Below are 22,943 nucleotides of genomic sequence, written 5' to 3'. Positions count from 1 at the left end.
ATAACATAAGTGGGAAGAAAGATACATACTCAGGAATTGGAAGAAGCTGCGGTATTGTCGCTTGCTTTTTTAGCTAATTCCTCTTGGAGCGCTTGCTTGGCCAAATCGAGCTGTTGCTCATCAATGTACACATACGGGCTACGCCACGTTCCTGCTACCGGATTGTATTTCACATTTTGCTTGGAAATATCCCAATAGGTTTGTACGATATTTTTCATTTGCTGTGACTCGATATCTGTCATCATATTCTTATCAACCGATTTAATAATTGCACTAAACTTGGTCAAAGCGTTAAAGGATTGCATTTGGTCAATTAGGGAATGAAGCACCTGATTTTGTCGACGATTACGATCAAAATCGTCAGATTCAGCTGTTCTCGGACGACAATTAGATTTGCGGTAGCGAACAAAATCAAGAGCCTGATCACCGTTCAAATGCTTGGCTCCAACTGTCAGGTTAATATCGGTACCATCTGCACGGTCACGATAACACATGTTTTTATCAACCGTCACATCTACGCCACCCAAATTATCTACTACATCTCTAAAGCCCTGGAAGTTAATAACCGTCACATAATCAATATCAATGTTTAAATATTTTCCAATCATCTTCTTCATTTGTTCTTCAGCAACTTCGCCAGATTCTTTCTCTCTAGCCTTAAACACCGGATAATACTCATTCAACTTGCGAGGTTTATATCCATCCATTTCTAGACGCGTATCGCGCGGTAAGGACACGATGGTAGACGATTTAGTATTGGGGTTCAATGTAGCTACCATAATAACGTCGGACAAATAAGTCGGATGATCAGGGCGGTAATCGGTTCCTAGCAATAAGATAGTCAAAGGCTTAGCTTCTGCCAATTGTGTTTTGGGTACTTCCTTGTTGATCCCCGTATCCAAAACTTCCTCTACCTGATTGTAAAGATAGTAGGTATAACCACCTGCTGCCAAAATACCTATAATAAGCAGAAACAAGACAAACTTCATAAACGATCTGAAAAAGCTTTTTTTCTTTTTCGTTTTTTTCGGTTTGGCGGATTTTTTCCCGCTTTGTGTCCGGGGAGGCAATCCGTTCGAAAGATTACTCATGCTTCAACACCTTTTCCTGCGTTTTGAGAAATATAGCTTTCTCCAAGTTTACAATCCTAAAACACACACAGCGGCGCATCCCGTTCCCGGGCGTCGCCGCTGTGGCCAAAGACCAATCCAATCAATTACATATTTGCTTGTGCTGTTTTACGTTGTTTCTCCGCACGCTCGCGTTCACCTTTGTTCAAGATCTTTTTACGCAAACGGATAGCGTTAGGTGTAATTTCGCAATACTCATCATCATTCAGATATTCGAGCGCCTGCTCCAAAGAGAAGATGACAGGTGTTTTCAGTTTAACTGTATCGTCTTTTGTTGCTGAACGAACGTTTGTCAGTTGTTTTTCTTTACAAATGTTAACGACGATGTCGTTATCACGTGTGTGCTCCCCAACGATCATACCCTCATAGATTTCAGTACCTGGCTCCAGGAACAAAATACCGCGGTCTTCCACGCCCAGCATACCATAAAAAGTAGAGCTGCCGTTTTCCGTTGATACGAGTACACCCTGATGACGTCCACCTACTTGACCGCCAACAAATGGTCCATAGCTGTCAAACGCATGGTTCATTACGCCATAACCACGAGTCAAAGTCAGGAAGTTTGTAGTGTAGCCGATCAGACCACGTGCAGGGATCAAGAATTCCAAGCGAACCTGTCCGGTGCCGTTATTAATCATGTTAACCATTTCGGCTTTACGGGAGCCCAAACTTTCCATAACCGCGCCCATGCTTTCTTCCGGAATATCAATAAGGAGACGTTCGATTGGCTCCATTTTCTTACCGTCAATTTCCTTGACGATAACTTCCGGCTTGGACACTTGCAGTTCGTAACCTTCACGACGCATGTTTTCAATCAGGATACCCAGATGCAACTCACCACGTCCGGATACAATAAAGGCGTCCGGGCTATCTGTTTCATCAACACGTAAGCTGACATCCGTTTCGAGTTCTTTCAGAAGACGCTCACGCAATTTACGGGATGTTACCCACTTACCATCGCGACCTGCGAATGGGCTGTTGTTAACCAGGAAGGTCATTTGCAGCGTTGGTTCATCAATCTTCAGTACAGGCAATGCTTCAGGATGATTTGGATCAGCAATGGTTTCACCAATGTTGATATCTTTAATTCCCGCAATTGCCACAATGTCACCAGCGCCCGCTTGGTCAGTTTCAATACGTTTCAGACCTTGGAAGCCGAAAAGTTTCTCAATACGCGCTGATTTACTACTACCATCACGCTGCATAACTGTGACTGCTTGCCCCTGCTTGATGATACCGCGGTTTACACGACCTACTGCAATTCGGCCAAGGTATTCGTTATAGTCCATCAGTGTTACGAGGAATTGAAGAGGCTCATCTACTTTCTCAGTTGGAGCCGGAATGTGCTCTACAACTGTTTCGTACAATGCTTGCATGTTATCGTCTTGCTTTTCAGCATCCATGCTGGATGTTCCGTTCAGCGCCGAAGCGTACACAACAGGGAATTCCAATTGCTCGTCATTCGCACCCAACTCGATGAACAGATCCAGTACTTCGTCAATAACTTCTGCCGGACGAGCTGCCGGACGGTCAATTTTGTTTACTACAACGATTGGCGTCAGATTTTGCTCCAGCGCTTTACGCAGTACGAATTTCGTTTGCGGCATGCAACCTTCGTAAGCATCAACGACGAGCAAAACACCGTCAACCATTTTCATAATCCGTTCCACTTCGCCACCAAAGTCGGCGTGTCCCGGTGTATCTACAATGTTAATCAGATAATCTTTGTAAGTGATAGCTGTATTTTTAGCCAAAATCGTAATACCGCGTTCACGCTCCAGATCGTTGGAGTCCATGGCGCGCTCCTGAACAGCCTCGTGTTCTCTAAATGTTCCGGACTGTTGAAGCAGCTTGTCGACAAGCGTCGTTTTTCCGTGGTCGACGTGGGCAATAATCGCAATATTGCGAATGTTTTCTCTAGCATGCATGGTTTGTATCCATATCCTTTCCGTATATCAAAATAGTGTCTCTATCCTGAAGCAGTGCTGATTCAAGGCTAACAATCGTTCTTTAGGCCCACTCCCTGCCAGCCTTCTATATGTTTCAGGCTTTGTACAGACAGCTTCTCTCTCCGATTCGCGTGAAAACCTTAAAATAAGCGTCAGAAATCATTCCGACGCTCTTATCATATCCATTATATTATAGTTGAAATATGTCATAAAGCAAGACATTATTGCCTGTTCCGTAATTTACCGCCATAAAATCTCACAGCTTGCCGGTTTACCTTTTGCGTTTGCCACGGTTGTTTAGGACCAACCAGATTCCAGCGCCAATCAGTAAAACTGCAATAACATATATGATACCCGTTCTTAGGGAGGTAATAACCAATAAAAGCACCGATACCAAGCCCAATATTACGCCCCCTGTATATACATTGCGAGAAAGCGAAATATCATTAATGGCATACTCCCATAATCCAATCGCCACACCTAGAAGTAACAAAGGCCATAAATAGGCCATTAAATGCCAGCCCCAAATATTGCAGAGCAAAAATAAGAAGCCATAAACCGACAAAATCCCTGCCGGCAGCAACATAAAGGGTGAAACTTTACGCTTCATGTACATTGCATGCAGTACGATTCCAGGTATTAAAAACAGCAAAGGCCAAAAGTTTCGTCCCAAAAAGGAGAACGCCCCCAGTTTCCCCAACAAAATAATCAGTCCTACGGCAACAATGCCCACTCCGATCATACGCTCTTTTCCGGAATTCATCGTGGTCTCCTTTGTTTGCTGAATTTGTTTTTAGGTCTCTTAATGTGATTGTTTTTAAGTATATTTTTGTGAATATAGAGTCTTTACAAAAACCGAGTAAACCTGGCATTTGCAAAAACTCTATGTCTATTTTAGCCGATGTTTTCCAAAAAAACTACGTTCAAATATGGCGAGCTCGTAACTGACGATATATACCTGCAACGACAACTGCTGTTGCCAAGAGTCCCGGTAACCATGCATGTATAAGCTCTCCCGTACCTGCTAACCATACACCCAATCGGGGATCACGCAGTAGCATTTCTCCTGCCGTAAAAGCCAGGATTGCAGATCCGAGCAAAACAAGTACAGGGAACCGATGAAGCCAGATCGCAATCACGTTGCTGCCCCAGACGACAATTGGAATGCTAATGGCAATACCAATGACAATAATGGCGATATCCCCATCTGCTAGGGCTGCAATAGCTAATACATTATCTAGACTCATCACAAAGTCCGCTACCAGAATCACCTGTATAGCCTTCCATATGGTTGTTTCTGCTCTTACTCCCACATGATCCTCATTCTCATAAAGCAGCTTAAACGCAATCCATAACAGAAGTAGACCGCCTGCCGCCTGAATAAAGGGTACGCCCAGCAAAATGACAGCTACAAAAGTCAAAACACAGCGCAGGAGGACTGCACCGACTGCACCCCACCATATAGCTTGACTCCGCTGCCTTGCAGGCAAGTTTTTGCTCGCCATGGCTATAACAACTGCATTATCACCGCTTAACACCAAATTAATCATTAATATTTTCAACAGCAAAATGATATGCTCCATGTGTACAAACACCCCCATCCTACTTGTATGCGAAATAGGACGAGGCTATGCTTATAAGCCTTGTCAAATAAGTCATCATTTATTAAAAATTGATGTCAAATTTGTTGAGCAAAGACCTTGAAATCAATAACAAACAGCAATATAATGAATCGTATTTCCGAAAAACGGGTATTAAAATAAACAACATACAATGATTTTAGGATGTTTAATCAGGGAGATGAGAACGATTGATATGTCCGGACTTCAGTTCTTTTGGCTACTGCTTAATGTGATATTTATTGACCTTCTGCTCGCAGGAGATAATGCGATTGTAATTGGACTTGCCGCCAGAAAGCTGCCTCCTGCAACGCAAAAAAAAGCGATACTGTACGGTACCGGTGGTGCCCTTCTCATTCGCATAGCAGCCACCATTGTGGTACTCTGGTTGCTTCAAGTACCATGGTTGTTACTCATCGGGGGTGTCATGTTAGTCTGGATCGCGTATAAGTTGCTCGTAGACCAGGAGGACCATACCGAAGTCAAAGCGGGAACAACGTTATGGGGTGCTATCCGCACGATTGTTGTAGCCGATGCGGCTATGGGTCTGGACAACGTGATTGCTGTTGCTGGCGCGGCCCAGCAGCATTTGCTCCTTGTAGTGCTGGGACTATTAATCAGCGTACCGATCGTTGTATGGGGAAGCACTCTTTTTATCAAGTTGATCAATAAATTCCCTTGGATTATCTATTTAGGATCGGCTGTGCTTGGTTATACAGCCTCTAATATGATTACTGAAGAACGTAAGCTGGAACCCTACTTTACTGAGCACCCTGCGCTGCGTATCTTGTTTATTGCCGCAGTCATGGCAGGTATTTTGCTCACAGGATATCTTCAAAATCGCAGAGCAGTGTCGAGTCGAGAAAAAGCCGTCTAAAATCATTCAAAAACTGTTTTAACTAAAAAAAAGGCAGACCCAAAATAGCTGGCGGGTCTGCCTTTTTTTTAAAACCAATCTTCCTGTATAACTTCCTCTTTGCGCCCCTCTATAGCTCCGCCTGCCTCCAGGACAAGCGTCTCCGTTGTAGCCACAGCCTGTTCAATCAACACATTTAAATCCCGAATAGAGGCTTCAATCTTTTGAACAACCCACAAATTTGGATTGGTCGTTGGGGATTTAGGAACAAACAATGTGCAGCAATCCTCATAGGGGAGTATCGATAGATCGTAGGTGCCAATCTGCTTTGCGATTTCCGTGATCTCCTGTTTATCCATCATTACGAGAGGTCGCAGCAATGGTAATTCTGTCGAACGGCCAATCACATTCATGCTGGATAACGTTTGACTAGCGACTTGCCCCAGACTGTCGCCTGTCACGAGTGCCAGTGCTCCTTCACGCTCAGCCAGCATCGTTGCAATTCGCAGCATAGACCGTCTCATTAGCGTAATAATCAGATTATCCTGTCCAGTGCGCGTAAAGGCCGTCTGCACCTCTGTAAACGGGACAAGGTGGATTTTGATCCGACCCGCATAGCCTGCTAATACCCTTGCCAAATCAATAACCTTTTCTTTCGCACGCTCACTTGTAAATGGATAGCTATAAAAATGTACACATTCGATTTCCAATCCTCTACGCATGGAAGACCATCCTGCTACCGGGCTGTCAATTCCACCAGACAGCAGCAGCATAGCTTTACCGTTCGTTCCTAACGGAAAGCCCCCTACAGCCATAATAACATCGCTGAATATATAGGCCGCCTGCTCTCTAACCTCCACACGTAACTCAATATCTGGTTGATGTACATCGACCCTCAACGCTTGAAACTCTCGCAATATAGGAGAACCAATTAAATGATTCATCTCTTGTGAGGAATGAGCAAACTCCTTCCATACTCTGCGGGCATTTACCTTGAACGTCGTTCCCTCGGTCACATTCAGCTCAACCATCAAAGCTACAGCGGTCTCAATGATAGCACCCAGCTCGACAGGAGCCATTTTGACAGGACTTATTGTCGTGATGCCAAACACTTTTTGTAACACCTGAATGATCTGTTCATAAGGTTCTCCACCGAGAACCACATAAATCCGTCCAAATTCCTTCCGCAAAGAAGCACCGGGAAAGGGTTTGAGCAGCAGCTTCACGTGATTCAGTACAGCCTTTTCAAAACGAGTCCGATTCTTCCCTTTTAATGTAAATTCACCGAAGCGAAGTAACAGCATATCATAGTGCATTTTAACGTTTCCACCTTTCAAGGGATTCCAGCTTGGCTACAGCCTTTCGCAGTGCAAGTATAAGCTCATCGATATCCTGTTCCGTATGTTCATCACCGAAGCTGATACGAATGCCGCCAGACGCTTCCGCCTCATTGCATCCCATCGCCAGCAGCACCCGACTGGGTTCAGCCAATTTAGAAGAGCAAGCCGATTTGGTGGATACTACCACACCCAGTTGCTCCAGCGTATGCAGCATTACCTCGGCTTTCATGCCCGGATACGAAAAGTGGACAATATGTGGCGCTTCTTCCCCGCTGTTCAGCCGCAGTTGAGGGAGTGTCTTCACCTCTGCGACCACCCGTTCTCTCCACTCGGTCATACGGCGTGCTGTCTCTACTTGCCGTTCGCCCGCCAACCGTATCGCCTTAGACATACCGACAAGCACCGGTACATTTTCCGTACCTGCACGAAAACCCTGCTCCTGAGAGCCGCCACTATGCAGTGGGAAAAGCTCTACACCTTCCCGAACGAATAGTAGTCCAGCACCTTTGGGTCCACGCAACTTATGCGCAGAGAGACTGTACAGATCAGCCTGCCATCCCCGGATATCAACCGGTAGCTTTCCAAACCCCTGTACACCGTCAATATGAAATAGTACACGGGGGAACTGTTTCTTCAGCGCAACTCCGATATCATGCAACGGTTGCACCCTTCCCGTCTCATTATTGACATGCATGATACTGACTAAAATCGTATCTTTACGGACAGCGGCACAAACCTGTTCGGCGCTCACATGCCCTTCTGCATCGACAGGTAAAAATGTAACCTCAAAGCCCAGATTTGTCAGTTGTCTGCAAGCTTCATACACAGACGGGTGCTCTGTCGATACAGTAACAATATGCTTGCCTCTGGTCTGATACTGCAAAGCTGCTCCCTTGATAGCAAGATTGTTGCTTTCCGTTGCCCCAGATGTGAAGACAATCTCTGATGGATACACTCCCAAAGCCGCAGCACATACTTCGCGCGAACGCTTAAGCAACTTATCCGCATCCTCTCCATATCGATGCATCGAGGATGGATTCCCGTAGTGGCGTCTCATGACCTCGGCAACTGTTGTAATCACCTCTTCAAAAGGCGGAGTTGTCGCGGCATAATCAAAATATTTCATTGCACTCCCCTTTTCCGCTCTATAACTGCTGCAACAAAAAAAGACCAAAACAGGGAAAGGCCGCTACATTATAGCGACACCCTTTCCCCATATTGATCCTGTCTGCGGACCTAATCTAATTGAAATTACGCACTTTTTTCGTTGTAAGCTATAGGGCTTAGATCGTATATTTTTCACGTGCCTTTTGAATTTTGGTAATATATCTTTGCGTTTCCACCGGAAGCTTGTCCAGTACAGCCATTAACTGTTCATCACTATTTACACCAAGCCGCTGCACTCGTCCGGGACCTGCATTATATGCAGCCAGCGCCATATTTTCTTGTCCGTTAAATCGTTTAATCTGGTAGGACAAATAACGAACACCGGCATCAATATTTTGAACAGGATCATATGGGTCGCTGACTCCCAGGCCTTGAGCCGTAGCATCCATAAGCTGCATAAGCCCTTTGGCTCCGGCCGAAGAAGTGACCGACGGATTAAACGAAGATTCCGTATCAATAACCGCTTTAATCAACGCTACTGGAACGCCGTATTTCTGGCTAGCCTCGTTAATCAAATCATCATATGCTGTAGGTGTTGTGGGTCCGTCTGTTGCTGTGCTGGAAGGAGCGGGGTACAATGACGAAGCCGTCCCCCTCGAAGGTCCCAATTGAAGCCATAGCAAACCGTTTTCGTCTCTGGTAACATCACTTGAATTTTCTCGTGTCACAGCACCATCTGTTTCCAACTGACCTACTTGTTCCAGTAATCCGGAAAAAGCGTCCGTTGTACCCGTCTGGGTTGTAGCACTCATATTATTTAACAGCTGCATGTCTAACATGGACTTGGACACGCGCGGATCAATTTGCATGTGGCGTTCCCAACTTTCTATAGTTGTTATATCCCAAATAGCTTGTCATTACTGCTATGATACAACTTTTTACTATGTACTTCCATACCTTTTGATGAAAAAAGCTCCGTTTCTGTCGAAAAGACAGCGGAGCTTTATAGATCAGCTTTAATGTAATTATATCACTAAGATGATTTTTCTTGGATATACAAAAGAAAACTGAGCTTGTTCTCCAGTAGGGTCAACGAACGAACGGGATAAAAGCAAAATAACTCAATGTCGCCAGCGCTCCCAGACCAATCGACCAAATGCCGGTCGTTTTGCTGCCATTCACATAAGCATAAAAACCTAAAACTGCAGCAATAGGTCCCAGCACAATTGACCACATAAACAATGAGGCAATTCCTGCAGCCAGACCAATATAGCCAGAAATACGGCCACTATTGTTTATAACCTGCTCTTCACCCTTAACCTCATGTCGAGTCACAGCTGAGCCGGGAGCAACCTCTGCTGCATATTCCTCACGATCATTACGGCGCTTGGCAGATCGTTCATGAATGTGACGGGGGTAATCTACACGTTCGCGGCTAACATGCTCTTTACTCTGATGCTTGTCATTTTCATGATCTTCCATAATAAACTGCACCTCCAAATGCGAAATGAATCGCGTAATAAAATTTACACGGACTTCGGCTTAAAAGTGTGGCAACAGGTTGCGGCTGACGTGGCAGCCTTATCACGTTCTTCTGAACTGAAGCTTTCTCCCGCATATTCTTCTTTAAATTTCTTACCGGCATGACCATCAACTTCAATCATGATCAAATCTGCCTTGCACAAGTTGTTTTCTCCCCAATAATGGCAATTGGCTACGCTACACTTAACGATTGGCTTGGCCTCTTGGCTCATGATCATCACCTCGGATTCATTGTCCCCCCGCTACCCTGCACCTATGCGTTCATGGTATATGGCAGTTGGTGACATACGAAAAAAGCCGTTTCCTTCACCTCCTCCAAAATGGCAGGAAGCAAGTAGAAAACGGCTTGCTTGTCTTGTTTTAGTTTTTGATTAGAAATGATCTTCCCCGTTGAATGCTTTAGGCATGAGTACGTCGAGTCTGCATCCGGCGCTGAGTCAAATAGTCACTTTCATAATAAGTCAGATCATCACGCAATTCTTCAAAATTTTTCGTAATGTCCATGATCACTTCGCGAGCGGCTGGCACTGGCGTTTTACGGAAGCGAATAGCATCTTGTCCCGTATACGCATAGCGTCCATCCTCTGCGTAAGATTCATTTTTGGGATAAAAAAAGCTGTTCACGCAGTCATGGTAAACGTTATACAATGCCTTTTCCGCAAAATCGACGTCAAAATTGGCACGGCGTAAAGCCACACCCAGCTTTTCATAAGATACTTCGGAAAAAACAAGGACATGACGGAGATCCGACAAAAAGCCTTTGTAAAAAAGTACGGACTCCTCATTGCCATCTACAGCAAGTTGCGGCAGAGCATGCTCATTGAGGAATGTTTCCACCCGTTTCACGGCAGTTTTCAGTCTCTCCTGCGCCGACTCACATAATTTTTGTACGTTGACTGCTGACATCAAGGCAGCTCCCCCTTATTTGTTGCTTGTTCATCAATTTGGTTACCCGAAAATAGTCCCTTCTAACCGAAAGAGCTGTAATTTTCAGTATTTATCCTACCACAAATGAGCATTGAAAGGTATAAAAACATGCCAACCTCCTCACGCTAAACCATAAATTTATGAATACTCAAGGAGGACGGTCCCATGTCTCGGCGAAAATGGTTAAACCCCCTGCTCGGAGCAGCTGCCGGGGTGCTTCTCATCACACTGATGCTGCCTTCCCGTGATCACCGCCATACACCGCAGCCCGAATATACGGCCAAGATGGTTCCGCAACAAGAGAAGCAGCTCAAAAAAGGAATGTTGGCTTTGGACCTGTCGGCTACGGATACCCTCACACGCATGGATGCAAGGCAGGATATTCAATACGTGATGCGGGAGCTTGATGGTAAAACTGCTGATCAGAAAAGACAGTTTACTCGCACACTGCAGCAATCGCACAGTCATCTTCATACGTTACTGTGGATTCACACACGCGACGGGAACACGAGCACCTATACGGGCAGCAAAGCACAAACTCGTCTGCTCAGTCATCCTCAAATCAAAAGCAGCTTGGCTGCGGCTCGCCGTTCCGTCATGCAAAATAAATCCTACGAATCTGCTGCATTTCAGGCTGAAGGCGGTAAATATTTTGTCATGGCAGAACCATCGGCTGACGGAACATGCGGCGTTGCTGCCCTGGTCAGTCAGCAAGTATTGCGTGACGTGGAGAAGCATCAGCGGAAGAATTTGCGTTTGATTCCCTATCCAAAAGAAGGCAGCTACAAAATCGAATCCGTACATCCCGACACATTGCACGATATTACTGTCAAGATGGGCCATGACAACGAAAATGCAAGCCATTATTTCGAAAACGAAATTGTCGTTCGCTTCCGTCACAATCCTGATTCACGACAGTTGCAGGAAATTGCAGCAGATTTACACTGTGCGCCAGGCCGCAAGCTTGGTTATACCTATGTATTTCATTCGGATAAGATGAACTTCAAGGAACTAAAGCAATATTTTTCAAGAAAGTGGAACCCGCTTTATACTGAGCCTCACTATATGTATCTAACCAATGAGAAAACACCTATCAAAGCGGACAGCTCTATCCCCAATGATTTGCTCTTTTCCCGCTATCAATGGAATCTGCCGGCTACTGAAACCAACCGGGGTTGGAAATTAAGCAAAGGCAGCAAGGACGTAATTGTCGCTGTCGTAGATACGGGAGTAGATTTGGATCACCCCGACCTAAAAGGTCAAATCCTTTCAGGTCATAACGTGGTAAATCCGTCTGAAAAGCCTTATGATGACGTCGGTCACGGAACGCACGTCGCTGGCATCATTTCTGCCCTCGTGAATAATGGTGAGGGGGTCGCTGGCATGACATGGTACAACAAAGTCATGCCGATTAAGGTACTTGACCAATCCGGCTCCGGTACGACTTACTCGGTTGCAGAAGGTATTATATGGGCAGCTGATCATGGGGCCAAGGTCATCAATTTAAGTCTGGGCAATTACGCACAAGCTGAATTTTTGCATGATGCGATCAAATACGCCTATGATAAAGATGTCGTATTAGTTGCAGCCACAGGTAATGACAATACGGAACGACCTGGCTATCCAGCAGCGTATCCAGAAGTATTTGCCGTTTCCGCTACAGATTCTTCTATGCACCGTGCATCCTTTTCTAACTATGGAGATTATGTAGACGTCATGGCTCCAGGTGCAAGTATCGCCAGTACGTACCCAGGAAATCAATATGCTGCACTGTCAGGCACTTCAATGGCCAGTCCCCATGTATCAGCGCTTGCTGCACTGATTCGATCCATTAACCCCGATCTGACCAACAAAGAGGTAATGGAATTAATGAGAAGCAGCGTAATTGACTTGGGCACACCAGGGCATGACAAATATTTCGGGTATGGTCAAATTGACGTGTATAAAGCGTTGAAAGCAGCACAACGTCCATATGTTCCTTTGCAATTCTATCCACAGCATTTAAGTGACAAGTTAAAATCAATTTTAAAGAAACTGGAAACGTAAGATTCCTTATTGGAAAAAAGCAGCCATGTTGCTCCATGGCTGCTTTTTTGGGCTTTATTAACGCTTGGAACTGCTGCGAACAGAACGCTTGCCATGGCTGCGAGTATGACAGCAAGGTTCTCCAGGATCCTTTATACTCACCGGAAATACGTGATGAGGCACAGGTACAATGTGCGTCTGATTTACAATTTCAATCGGATGAACCACAGGCACGACTTGTGGGAAAAATTGATGATTTACAAATTGGATCGGTGGGCACACGATCGGGTCGTAAGGGCAATGACTCATAATGTGCAACTCCTTTCGGTGAATTAGTACAGCATATTAAGAAGGCAGGTGCTGTGCTTGGATGTTTACCCCCTAATACAAATATCCCTTATAAAATAGGCTTCCGCTCAACAATGACCGAACGATCAAGCAGTTCACCCAACAAACGGCACAGTTTGTGAAGACCTGTTTTAAGTGTTTCCTTGTCCGCATACGAAAAAGAAATACGGATATGATTACTGTCCATACCACCTGCATAGCATACTGCCCCAGGTAAAAAGGAAACGCCTTCTCGGTCAGCCAGCCGCTCCAATTCTGGAATATCCACATTAGGAGGAAGCTTAATCCACACATTTAGGCCGCCTTCGGGAGCATACCAGCTGACCTCTGGCGGAGCATAGCGCTGGAGCGTGTGCAATGCGACTGTCAACCGATCCCGCATTTGTTCCCGCAACCAAACAAGATGCTGATCAAGTCGGTTCTTGATAAAGGGCAGTAGCGCTTTTTGCGTTAATAGAGGGCTCCCCAAATCTGTAGTAGACTTGGCAGCCACCAAACGATCCATTACACTGCCCGTGGCCGCTACACAAGCTATACGGCAGCCGGGAGCAACGGTTTTGCTAAAGCTTTTGATATATATCACATGTCCAGACTGATCATGCGCCTTGATAGAGAGTGGCGGCTTTGTTCTATAATAAAGGTCGGAAAATGGATCATCTTCAACAATGAGACAATGGTAACTTTGAGCTAGATCCAGTAATTGTGTGCGTCTGGCCATCGTTAAAGTTACTCCGGTAGGATTATGAAAAGTGGGTATCGTGTAGATCAGTTTTGGGGGATGAGTGTCGCAAAGACGTGTGAGGATATCGATCCGCATGCCCTGCTCATCCATCGGAATCATAATTACTTTGGCACCACGACTGGTAAACACATCAATGGCCCCCGTATATGTAGGAGCCTCCATGTAGACAACATCTCCAGAACCAACAAAAGTACGTGCCACCAAGTCAATCCCCTGTTGGGCACCACTGGTTACGAGTAGCTGTTCTGCCACTGTGCATATACTGCGTTCGTTCAAGTGATCTACAAACACTTCCCTCAGCGCTAAATCACCTTCAAAAGTCCCATATGCTGCCATTGCATCGGGATTTCCAGAGGATAGACGTTGAGTATCAGCAATGATTTCGCGTGTAGGAAGAAGCTCCGGTTGAATTGCTGCTATATGAAAAGAATAGGGAACCTGTCTGCTATGGTTAAAGTTTCTCCATAGCTGTGCGCGCGGCAAATAATCGATCAGCGACATTTGCCATGACAAATCCTGCGCTCCATCTCGTTGAACAGCTACCGAAGGCTCTGCTACATAGCAACCTTTTCCCTGTGTACAGGTAACCAAATGAATAGACTCCAGCTCAGCATACGCCTTGCTTACAGTTACGGGACTTACCGCAAGTAGGCTGGACAGATGACGGACAGACGGAAGCTTTGTGCCCTGAGGCAGCAATCCAGACTGGATGCGATCTGCTAATGTTTTGGCAATCTGTAAATATAATTTGACACTGCTATTGCGGCTGAGATCAATATGCATCGGAACTGTCCCCTCCAAAAATCAACTGTTACATTTAGACGTTTACTGTTATACTTCATTATCGATATAATACAACAAATTTCATAGTACAGTATAGAACACAGGAGATGATTGGATTGGAACACAAATTTTCGGGTATGGCTCGTACTCAGGGCTCGTCCATGGTAAGGGACATTTTAAAGCTGACACAGGGAACAGATGTGTTATCTCTGGCAGGCGGCCTTCCTGCCGATGCCTTTTTCCCCATCGAAGCTGTTGCTAAAGCCTATGAGCGGGTATTTCGCCTCGGCGGTACTACCGCTCTTCAATACGGCCTAACCGAGGGCTACATTCCTCTACGGGAACGTCTTGCAGCAATCATGTCATCCCAAGGCATCTCCGTCACCAGAGATAATATCATTATGACGACGGGCTCACAGCAGACTATTGATCTGGTTTCGCGTGTGTTGCTCGATCCGCAGGATACTGTATTGGTGGAGTCCCCTACTTATTTGGCGGCTCTTCAGGTATTTAATTCCTATGGTGCCAACATTGTCAGTGTAGATACAGACTCTAACGGTATGCAATTAGAAGATCTTGAAGCCAAGATCAAAAAACATCAGCCTAAATTCGTGTATGTCATCCCCACCTTCTCCAACCCGGCAGGAAGTGTTTGGAGTATGGAACGCAGAACAGGCGTTGTTGAACTATGCCGTAAATACGGCACTTTGATTTTTGAAGATGATCCTTACGGACGTCTTAAATTTGACGAAAACCTTAACTTTCCATCCCTTTTCTCAATTGATCAACAGTTAGGTGGAGACAGTCATGTAATGTACACTTCTACATTCTCTAAAACTGTCGCTCCAGGTGTTCGCTCTGGATGGTTGGTAGCCGATCAAGCTATCGTCGTTAAAGTCGCGAATGCCAAACAATCTGCCGATCTGCACTCCAGCAGTATTGATCAACGTGCTTTGAATGAGTTACTGGACTTTTTTGACTTGGACGGACATATTCGTACCGTGTCCGCCGAGTACCACACTCGTATGCTGCGTCTCACATCGCTGATGAAAGAACGCCAATGGGAAGGAATCACATGGAATGATGCACTTGGCGGTATGTTTATGTGGGTTACCCTACCTGAGGGCTTCCGTTCTGACCGGTTGCTGCAACTCGCAATTCAGGAAGGAGTCGCATTTGTGCCTGGACAAGTCTTCTATGCTGACCTGAGCGGCAGCAACCATATGCGAATCAACTTCACGCATACCGATCCTTCCCTGCTTCCAAAAGCAGTTGACCGATTGGATCGAGCACTGAAGATGTACACAGAGGAAAGTGTGGTAAAAAGCGTACGCTGATGGGGTTGGCAGAACACGTACGTGAGGCCCGCTTCACGTTGTTTTTACGATCGCTGTTATCCCTGATTCGTTTGGATTTTGAATAGTGGTGGAATCTGGGACAAAAGCCGCACGCCTCGCTTCTACAGATTCAAATGCGTTGCTACGCTGACTACGTGCCTCTTCCTCGCACGTTTTTACGGTAGAGGGAGTAAAAATTAAAATGAAAGCCTCCAGTAATTATGCTTGGGGGCTTCATCCTAAAAATGCACTATTTCTGCGCAAATACGGTATGTTAAAAAGGGTGTGTCATGATTCCCACAGGAATATGACACACCCTTTTTAATTCAATAAATACATTTGGATTAAAGGCTTTCATGCAAACAGGTCATTTACAAAAGTTAAATTCATACATTTTAAGGTGTTGCAGTGGGGAAAGTTTTCCGTAAGCCGGGTTCTGTGCTATTCGTGGTACAGACGGGAACTACCCTCCCACTACAAGCGACAATCATCTATCTAGGCCGAACATTGCTATTCAGCTCCAGCGACCAACCTAGACACGCCTCGGGCTAAGGCTGCTTCGCGAAGAAGCTGTGTCCCATTAGGTCTTGCTCCAGATGGGGTTTACCAGGAACGAAGTCACCAGCGTTCCTCGGGGTCTCTTACACCTCGGTTCCATCCTTGCCTGTGCCGCAAGCGGCCATCGGCGGTCCATTTCTGTGGCACTATCCTTCAACTCGCGCTGACTGGACGTTATCCAGCATCCTGCCCTATGGAGCCCGGACTTTCCTCTCGCGGCTTACGCCGCCAGCGATTGTCTGTCAAACTTTCCGAACAACATTACATAGTATACAGGGAACGCGCGCACGTTACAACCCTGAAAATATTGTAAAAAGTAGAAAGCACCTTTATTTTCTCATAGACGTTGAGGTTTTACAGAAATTGAAAAGGTTCAGTTTCCACCTGAGATACATGTACTTCCGTTGAGTATCGACCTTCTGCCAAGCATTTACGCATCCACTCTGCAGTTTTAGGCTTCATAATCTTTTCAGCGTTATGTCCAGGGTCAATAATAGCAATCCCCGCCATAAGGGCATCCTGAGCCGTGTGATAATCAATATCCCCCGTGACTAATACATCAGCCCCCTTAAAAAGCGACTTGTTCACATAACGGCTGCCAGAGCCCCCAAGCACGGCTGCCTTTTTGATCGTACGATCTAAGTCGCCCACCACACGTACATGCTCGACGTTGAGACCGTTTTTCACAACATCGACAAACTCCCGTAACGTACAGGCTTCCTTAAGCTTGCCGACCCGCCCCAAACCAAAGCTACGGCCTTGCAAATCCATATGGTACAGGTCATAAGCCACCTCTTCATAAGGATGAGCCTTCAGCATCGCTTGAACAACTTTATTGCGTACACCCTGCGGTACAATGGTCTCAATACGAACCTCTTCACTACGTTCCATTTTACCCGGCTCACCCAAAAACGGCTGTGTGCCTTCACCCGGCACAAAAGTTCCGTAGCCGTCAATGTTAAAGCTGCAATGGCTGTAGTTGCCAATATGTCCAGCTCCCGCCCCCAGTACGGCATCCAGTACCCGTTGATGATGTGTTTTAGGTACGAAAACAACAAGCTTGAACAATTGCTCGGTGTGAACATCCTCCAACGTACCTTCACTTTGAATACCCAGTGCTTCCGCCATCCAGTCATTCATGCCGTCCTCAGCCGTATCCAGATTCGTATGACTGATGTAGACAGCAATATCATTCTTGATCAGCTTTTCATACAATCTGCCCGCAGGCTGATCCGTGTTCAAAGCTTTAAGTGGGCGGAATATAATCGCATGATGCGCAATAATGAGGTCTGCTTTTATGCGGATTGCCTCTTCGACAACCTCATCATTAACATCCAGGGCTACTAATATGCTTTTGATTTCCTTTTGCAGACTACCCAGCTGAAGCCCGATTCTATCGTCTGGAACTGCCAAGTATTTTGGAGCCAGCTGCTCCATGTAGCTAATTACTGTCTGTCCTTTGGCAAACATGCAAGTACCTCCTCTAGCTGTTCAATTTGCTTGCGCAATTGTTCCCGCTTATGCTGTGCGGATTCCTGATCTGACCGTGCCACTTGTGCCAGCACATCCTGAAGCTTGCGAATCTCCAATTTCCATTTATAAAAAAAGATTTCATTCGGTGCTTTAACCAATAGCGGCCCGAGTTGCATTAACAAATCCTGTGTCAGTACCAGCGAACTATCGGGAAGTTTCCATGGTTGATACAGCTCATCCTGTTTCAGTGGGCTTACCGAATCAGGTACTGCCGTCAGAATCTCATATATTTTTCCATCTTCTTCCATAATATGTTCACTTGTTAGTACCCATTGATGTTCGATGAGCCATCGGCGTAAAATATCCTCGCCTACGTTAGGCTGTAGAACAAGTTGTTTTACTGAAACAAGCTTGTCTTTCCCTTGCTCTAGAATGGAAGCGATCAAGGCACCACCCATGCCGGCTATTGTAATAACATCAACCTCATTGGCCTTAATTACAGCCAAGCCATCTCCCTTTCTAACCGCAATGCGATTAGTAAGACCTGCTTCGGCCACCTGCTTTTGAGCCGCACGCAACGGCCCATCGTTGACTTCACCCGCCACGGCTTGCGGTACTCTGCCACTACGCACTGCAGCCACAGGGAGTAGCCCATGATCCGAGCCAATATCCGCAAGTCTGCTCCCGGCAGGAATTTGTTCCATAATATATTGTAATCGTTGAGAAAGTTTCATGACGTCACCCACGTAATCCATTTTTTTCGAGTCCAAAATAAAATCCCTACAACAAATGCCAACTTCAGTATGCTGTAAAACACCACATCTCCCGCTGCTTGATGGCGCAGGATAATCATGTCTGCTTCAGCCATGAATGCTAGTGTCATGCCTATAGCGAAATAAACCAAAGCGAGACGCGGAAAGCGGCGATGCACCCACCAGCTTAACCAGATCAACAATACTGCGTGCAAAATCCAAAATGCCTCAAGCATCACTAAAGTTGCTGTAGGCCAGTAGCGGCCTATAAAGACCGCGTACACTAAAAGCAGCCCAGCAAGACCACAGTAATGAAGTAAGCTGATCCGCAAAGTTAACCCTACAAGACACCATACTACACCGCATAGGCCTACGAGAAAAAGAAACCAAACCTTAGCTTCACCTTGATGGAGCTGAATGATCCACACACCCGAACCCAGCATAATCGCACTGCCTAAAGTGCTCAACATCGCACTCATACTCTTTTCGGAAGACCGCCAAAATGCGGCCACTCCATAGCAAATCGTAGTAACTGCACTTGCCGAGAATATTTGCATTGCCAACGGAAAAGCGGTAAAATAAAAACCGATCAAACAAATGCAGGAAATAATGACAAAACCAAGAAGCCAAGCGATCCCATGCCCGTGTCTAAGATATGTAAGCAGCCCGGTGTTATTACGGTTCTGGCTCTGCGACGGCTCTTCGTCCTCCCGATACAGGTTAGACAAAAAATCGCAATATTGCTCAGGGAGCAGCCGACTTCGCCGCCAATGCTCAATTTCATGTAACAGTATTGCCCGTTTTTTCTCCTGGTCCAAGCTTCTTCCCCTCCACCAAGGCTGCCATGAGATAAAAAAAGACCCCCTGCGCGCTTCAAGCCGCAGAAGGTCCGCAATGTTACGCTTCTATTCGAGGAAATCCTTCAGTCGCTTACTGCGGCTTGGATGGCGCAACTTACGCAGCGCTTTGGCCTCAATCTGACGAATACGTTCACGTGTAACACCGAACACTTTACCCACTTCTTCAAGGGTTCTGGTTCTTCCGTCGTCCAAACCAAAGCGGAGACGCAAAACATTCTCTTCCCGTTCGGTTAACGTATCCAGTACATCCTCGAGCTGTTCCTTCAGAAGTTCATAGGCAGCCGCATCTGCAGGCGCCAATGCTTCTTGATCCTCAATGAAATCCCCCAGATGTGAGTCATCCTCTTCACCAATTGGTGTTTCCAATGAAACAGGTTCTTGGGCAATTTTCATAATTTCCCGTACTTTTTCCACGCTCAGCTCCATCTCGGCAGCCACTTCCTCCGGCGTAGGTTCGCGCCCCAACTCTTGCAACAGTTGACGCGATACGCGAATCAGCTTGTTGATCGTTTCCACCATATGCACCGGAATACGGATTGTTCTCGCCTGATCGGCTATTGCGCGCGTAATGGCCTGACGAATCCACCAGGTTGCATACGTACTGAATTTAAAGCCTTTTTCGTAATCAAATTTTTCTACTGCCTTAATCAAACCCATATTACCTTCCTGAATCAGATCCAGGAAAAGCATTCCGCGACCAACATAACGTTTGGCAATACTTACAACCAGACGCAAGTTCGCTTCTGCCAACCGACGCTTAGCTTCTTCATCGCCGTTATTGATCCGTTTGGCAAGCTCCACCTCATCATCAGCAGAAAGCAACGGTACACGACCGATTTCCTTCAAGTACATCCGGACCGGGTCATTAATTTTAATACCGGGAGGCAGGCTCAGATCGTCATCGAAATTAAAATCATCCCCATCATTGTTTTCCGGGTCGTCATTTTGACGCAATCTGGTAACTTCTTCGTCGTTGTCATTCACAACTTCAATCCCCAAGTCACCCAGTTGCTCATAAAACTCATCCATTTGCTCGGGGTCCTGATCAAACGGCGACAGTTTTTCCATGATATCTTTGTAGTTCAGAGAAGAACTTTTTTTACCCAACTCAATCAGTTGATCTTTGACCTGATCCAGTGTTAGTTCCGTCTCCAGTTCAGTATGCTGATCATTCGCCATCTTTCGACTCCCTCCTCCCTAGAAACATCCGACCTCTGTGTGTTCATTGTCTCTCTAGGGCTATAATCTCACTTGCAATTTGTGCTGCGCGCAAAAAGTCACCCAAGCGCTCAGCGGCTCTCATTTCTTCCCTTTTCAAATCCAGTTGCTCCTGCAATGGAAATTTTCGCACCTGATGAATATAATCATCCAAAATGTGCGGTGCCCATACGCCTGGAGCATCCATCATCATGATCGAACTTACGTTCTTCTCCAGCCGGTCGTCTTGCAAAGATGAAATAAAACGGCTTGTATCTGGTAACTTCCCTTGCGCGTAATAGGCATATAGATAAGCAGCAATTGCTGCATGATCCTCAATATTAAAGGCGTCGCCCAGATGCTTTTCTACATACTCTGCAGCTTCTAAATCCTGCATCATCCAGTGAAGCAGCCTGCGCTCAGCCACATGGTAAGCCGGCAACAGATTAGGTGTGGAGACCTGCCCTTTTTTATGCCTACCATTATTCCACCCATTTTCGTTATTATCCCCAAAGTTCTGTTTTTTTTGCAGGGATTGACGGAGTAAATTGCATTCTTGCTTCAAGGTTTCAAAATCCACCTTAACTTCGGCTGATACTTCGCGCAGATACACTTCCCGCTCGGTCGGGGATGACAGAGGTGCAATGACATTTAATGCTTCGCGGGAATACGCGATTCTTCCTTCTTCCTCTTGCAGTATATGGTTTTTTTTCAGATATATAAGCTTAAATTTCACCGTTGAAACAGCACTTTCGATAATTTGGCGCTGGAATCGTTCGCCGCCGTATTGCCGGATAAAATCATCCGGGTCCATACCGTCACTGACCAGCGCTACTTTCACGTGAAGCCCCGCATTTTCCAACAGCGGAAAATTTTTAAGCGCAGCAGCTTGTCCTGCCCGGTCACCATCATAACAAATAATAACCTCGTCGCACAGTCCTTTTAACATCGTAGCATGGTGCTCCGTTAGAGCAGTGCCCATGGCGGCCACCCCATTTTGTACGCCAGCTTCCCACGCCGAGATAACATCACCATAGCCTTCAAAAAGAACACTTTGGCGTAGCTTGCGAATTGAGGTTTTAGCTTGATGGAGATTGTACAGCGTTCGGCTCTTGTTGAATAGCTTGGTCTCCGGTGAATTCAAATACTTCGGCTGTCCCTCACCAAGTATACGGCCTGCAAAGGCAATAACTTTTCCGTTGCGATTCCAAATGGGAAACATGATACGATCTCTGAATCGATCCACATATCCATCACCCTCATGCCGGGGAGAAATAAGCCCTCCCTTTTCCATCTCCACGGGATCAAAAGAACGCTTCTCCAGAAACTGAACAATCGTATCCCATCGGTTGGGTGCATAGCCAATTTGAAATTGATCAATGATCTTGTCACTGAATCCCCGTGAGCGCAAGTATTCCATGGCTGGTTTGCCGTGCTCCGTATTTTTAAGCAAAAAATGGTACATCTTAGAAGTTAACTCATACGCTTGCAACAGCCTGTCCAACTCAGGATGCTGATGCGATGAATCACGTCCCTGCCATTCGCCGAGCGGGATATGACTTTCTTCTGCCATTGTCCTGACAGCTTCGGGAAAGGATAGTCCTTCGATTTCCATCATAAATTTGATGGCATTGCCTCCCGCGCCGCAGCCGTAGCAGTAAAAAATCTGACGATCCGGTGTCACGGTGAATGAAGGGGTTTTTTCGGAATGAAAAGGGCAGAGGCCTTTCATATATTTCCCCTGCTTGGTCAAATGCACGTACTTGCTTACCGTATCTACAATATCATGATGTTGTAAAACCGACTCAATGATATCGTCCGGTATGTTACCTTGTCCGGCACTCATATTAACCACCTTCATCTCTTTAGCACGTAAATATAATTCGATACCGTTACTCATTCTCCTGCAAGCGAAGTAAAAGTTTTGTCAGTTTATGTTGAAAAACTTCACGATCCTCTAATGTAAACGGTTTAGGACCTTTTCCATAACGTCCTTTTTTCCGTTCTTTGGCAGAAGTATGACGTCGGTCAAGCATGAAATCTATCGAATCGTTTCGATACATAGCTCCGCGAAAAGACATCACTTCACAACCTTTTGCCAAGGCAAGTGCAGCAAGACCATAATCATTGGTGGTTACAATATCTCCGCGGCGGATATGATTGGCAATATAGAGATCGGCACTTTGGTCGCTTCGGTCTACTTTAACGACGCTTACGCCTTCGCTGCCCTGAATGAGATGATCATATGAAGATACCATAATAACCTCAATATGAAAACGGGAAGCTATCTCCGCAATTTCACTTTTAACAGGACAAGCGTCCCCGTCAACAACGATCCGCACATCCAGTAAAGTTCCTGTTCCCTCCATGAGCATCCCCCATCTCCATCCGCATTCGA

At 45.9% G+C, this 22,943-nt stretch carries 21 protein-coding genes and 1 other RNA gene; 3 read left to right on the top strand and 19 right to left on the bottom strand.

Features of this window, described 5'->3' with window-relative positions; all coding sequences use genetic code 11:
• Positions 1-29: 29 nt before the first annotated feature.
• From MHB46_RS23865 to MHB46_RS23850, 4 genes are all read right to left on the bottom strand, one after another.
• The gene (locus MHB46_RS23865; RefSeq protein ID WP_341163619.1) at positions 30-1,091 is read right to left on the bottom strand and encodes an LCP family protein; all 1,062 of its coding nucleotides are present in this window, start codon (positions 1,089-1,091) and stop codon (positions 30-32) included.
• A gap of 125 nt (positions 1,092-1,216) precedes the next feature.
• Complete coding sequence (gene typA / locus MHB46_RS23860; RefSeq protein WP_061828529.1) at positions 1,217-3,058, bottom strand: translational GTPase TypA; 1,842 nt, start codon at positions 3,056-3,058, stop codon at positions 1,217-1,219.
• 292 nt (positions 3,059-3,350) lie between these two features.
• Positions 3,351-3,842, bottom strand: coding sequence for a hypothetical protein (locus MHB46_RS23855; RefSeq protein ID WP_103049630.1), 492 nt, complete (start codon positions 3,840-3,842; stop codon positions 3,351-3,353).
• Between the two features lie 160 nt (positions 3,843-4,002).
• Positions 4,003-4,662 (bottom strand): TerC family protein, encoded by a 660-nt coding sequence (locus MHB46_RS23850; protein WP_254325269.1) that lies wholly within the window; start codon positions 4,660-4,662, stop codon positions 4,003-4,005.
• 217 nt (positions 4,663-4,879) lie between these two features.
• On the opposite strand from MHB46_RS23850, the gene MHB46_RS23845 reads away from it, so the two are divergent.
• Positions 4,880-5,575: a TerC family protein gene (locus MHB46_RS23845; protein ID WP_025722107.1), complete on the top strand. Its 696-nt coding sequence runs from the start codon at positions 4,880-4,882 to the stop codon at positions 5,573-5,575.
• Positions 5,576-5,643: 68 nt separating this feature from the next.
• On the opposite strand, the gene thiI is transcribed toward MHB46_RS23845, so the two are convergent.
• The 6 genes from thiI to MHB46_RS23815 form a co-directional block, all read right to left on the bottom strand.
• On the bottom strand, positions 5,644-6,870 hold the full coding sequence (thiI, locus tag MHB46_RS23840; RefSeq protein WP_341163618.1) for a tRNA uracil 4-sulfurtransferase ThiI: 1,227 nt from the start codon (positions 6,868-6,870) through the stop codon (positions 5,644-5,646).
• 1 nt (position 6,871) lies between these two features.
• The gene (locus MHB46_RS23835; protein WP_341163617.1) at positions 6,872-8,020 is read right to left on the bottom strand and encodes a cysteine desulfurase family protein; all 1,149 of its coding nucleotides are present in this window, start codon (positions 8,018-8,020) and stop codon (positions 6,872-6,874) included.
• A 157-nt stretch (positions 8,021-8,177) separates the two neighbouring features.
• The gene (locus MHB46_RS23830) at positions 8,178-8,870 is read right to left on the bottom strand and encodes a lytic transglycosylase domain-containing protein (RefSeq protein ID WP_341163616.1); all 693 of its coding nucleotides are present in this window, start codon (positions 8,868-8,870) and stop codon (positions 8,178-8,180) included.
• A 220-nt stretch (positions 8,871-9,090) separates the two neighbouring features.
• Positions 9,091-9,483: a hypothetical protein gene (locus MHB46_RS23825; protein WP_341163615.1), complete on the bottom strand. Its 393-nt coding sequence runs from the start codon at positions 9,481-9,483 to the stop codon at positions 9,091-9,093.
• Positions 9,484-9,527: 44 nt separating this feature from the next.
• A complete protein-coding gene (locus MHB46_RS23820) occupies positions 9,528-9,755 on the bottom strand; it encodes a DUF1540 domain-containing protein (protein ID WP_013311120.1) in 228 nt (75 codons plus the stop codon).
• Positions 9,756-9,942: 187 nt separating this feature from the next.
• Positions 9,943-10,449 (bottom strand): YpuI family protein, encoded by a 507-nt coding sequence (locus tag MHB46_RS23815; protein ID WP_016821571.1) that lies wholly within the window; start codon positions 10,447-10,449, stop codon positions 9,943-9,945.
• Between the two features lie 186 nt (positions 10,450-10,635).
• Between MHB46_RS23815 and MHB46_RS23810 the strand changes: the two genes are divergently transcribed.
• Positions 10,636-12,516 carry a S8 family peptidase gene (locus tag MHB46_RS23810; RefSeq protein ID WP_341163614.1) on the top strand — a complete coding sequence of 627 codons (1,881 nt, stop codon included), beginning with the start codon at positions 10,636-10,638 and terminating at the stop codon, positions 12,514-12,516.
• Between the two features lie 57 nt (positions 12,517-12,573).
• On the opposite strand, the gene MHB46_RS23805 is transcribed toward MHB46_RS23810, so the two are convergent.
• Together MHB46_RS23805 and pdxR are read right to left on the bottom strand one after the other, a co-directional pair.
• Positions 12,574-12,804: a hypothetical protein gene (locus MHB46_RS23805; protein ID WP_081112406.1), complete on the bottom strand. Its 231-nt coding sequence runs from the start codon at positions 12,802-12,804 to the stop codon at positions 12,574-12,576.
• A gap of 88 nt (positions 12,805-12,892) precedes the next feature.
• Entirely contained in the window at positions 12,893-14,368 is a 1,476-nt protein-coding gene (pdxR, locus tag MHB46_RS23800) for a MocR-like pyridoxine biosynthesis transcription factor PdxR (RefSeq protein WP_341163613.1), read from the bottom strand.
• 116 nt (positions 14,369-14,484) lie between these two features.
• On the opposite strand from pdxR, the gene MHB46_RS23795 reads away from it, so the two are divergent.
• Positions 14,485-15,705: an aminotransferase-like domain-containing protein gene (locus tag MHB46_RS23795; RefSeq protein WP_165178400.1), complete on the top strand. Its 1,221-nt coding sequence runs from the start codon at positions 14,485-14,487 to the stop codon at positions 15,703-15,705.
• 410 nt (positions 15,706-16,115) lie between these two features.
• Here MHB46_RS23795 and rnpB read toward each other — a convergent pair.
• The 7 genes from rnpB to MHB46_RS23760 form a co-directional block, all read right to left on the bottom strand.
• An RNA gene (gene rnpB, locus MHB46_RS23790) (RNase P RNA component class A) lies at positions 16,116-16,514 on the bottom strand.
• 103 nt (positions 16,515-16,617) lie between these two features.
• Positions 16,618-17,733: a Nif3-like dinuclear metal center hexameric protein gene (locus tag MHB46_RS23785; RefSeq protein WP_341163612.1), complete on the bottom strand. Its 1,116-nt coding sequence runs from the start codon at positions 17,731-17,733 to the stop codon at positions 16,618-16,620.
• A complete protein-coding gene (locus MHB46_RS23780) occupies positions 17,709-18,470 on the bottom strand; it encodes a tRNA (adenine(22)-N(1))-methyltransferase (RefSeq protein ID WP_341163611.1) in 762 nt (253 codons plus the stop codon). Before MHB46_RS23780 ends, MHB46_RS23785 begins: the two co-directional genes overlap by 25 nt.
• On the bottom strand, positions 18,467-19,306 hold the full coding sequence (locus tag MHB46_RS23775) for a hypothetical protein (protein WP_165178403.1): 840 nt from the start codon (positions 19,304-19,306) through the stop codon (positions 18,467-18,469). Before MHB46_RS23775 ends, MHB46_RS23780 begins: the two co-directional genes overlap by 4 nt.
• Before the next feature lie 87 nt (positions 19,307-19,393).
• Complete coding sequence (gene rpoD / locus MHB46_RS23770) at positions 19,394-20,527, bottom strand: RNA polymerase sigma factor RpoD (RefSeq protein WP_007431230.1); 1,134 nt, start codon at positions 20,525-20,527, stop codon at positions 19,394-19,396.
• 43 nt (positions 20,528-20,570) lie between these two features.
• Positions 20,571-22,445 (bottom strand): DNA primase, encoded by a 1,875-nt coding sequence (gene dnaG, locus MHB46_RS23765; RefSeq protein ID WP_341163610.1) that lies wholly within the window; start codon positions 22,443-22,445, stop codon positions 20,571-20,573.
• A complete protein-coding gene (locus MHB46_RS23760; RefSeq protein WP_254325260.1) occupies positions 22,438-22,914 on the bottom strand; it encodes a YaiI/YqxD family protein in 477 nt (158 codons plus the stop codon). The genes dnaG and MHB46_RS23760 overlap by 8 nt, the downstream gene beginning before the upstream one ends.
• Positions 22,915-22,943 lie beyond the last annotated feature (29 nt).

The sequence above is a fragment of the Paenibacillus sp. FSL H7-0703 genome (assembly GCF_038003485.1).
Classification (GTDB): Bacteria; Bacillota; Bacilli; order Paenibacillales; family Paenibacillaceae; genus Paenibacillus; species Paenibacillus polymyxa_B.
Note: the sequence above shows the minus strand (reverse complement) of the source record. Positions and strands in the feature narration are given on the sequence as shown.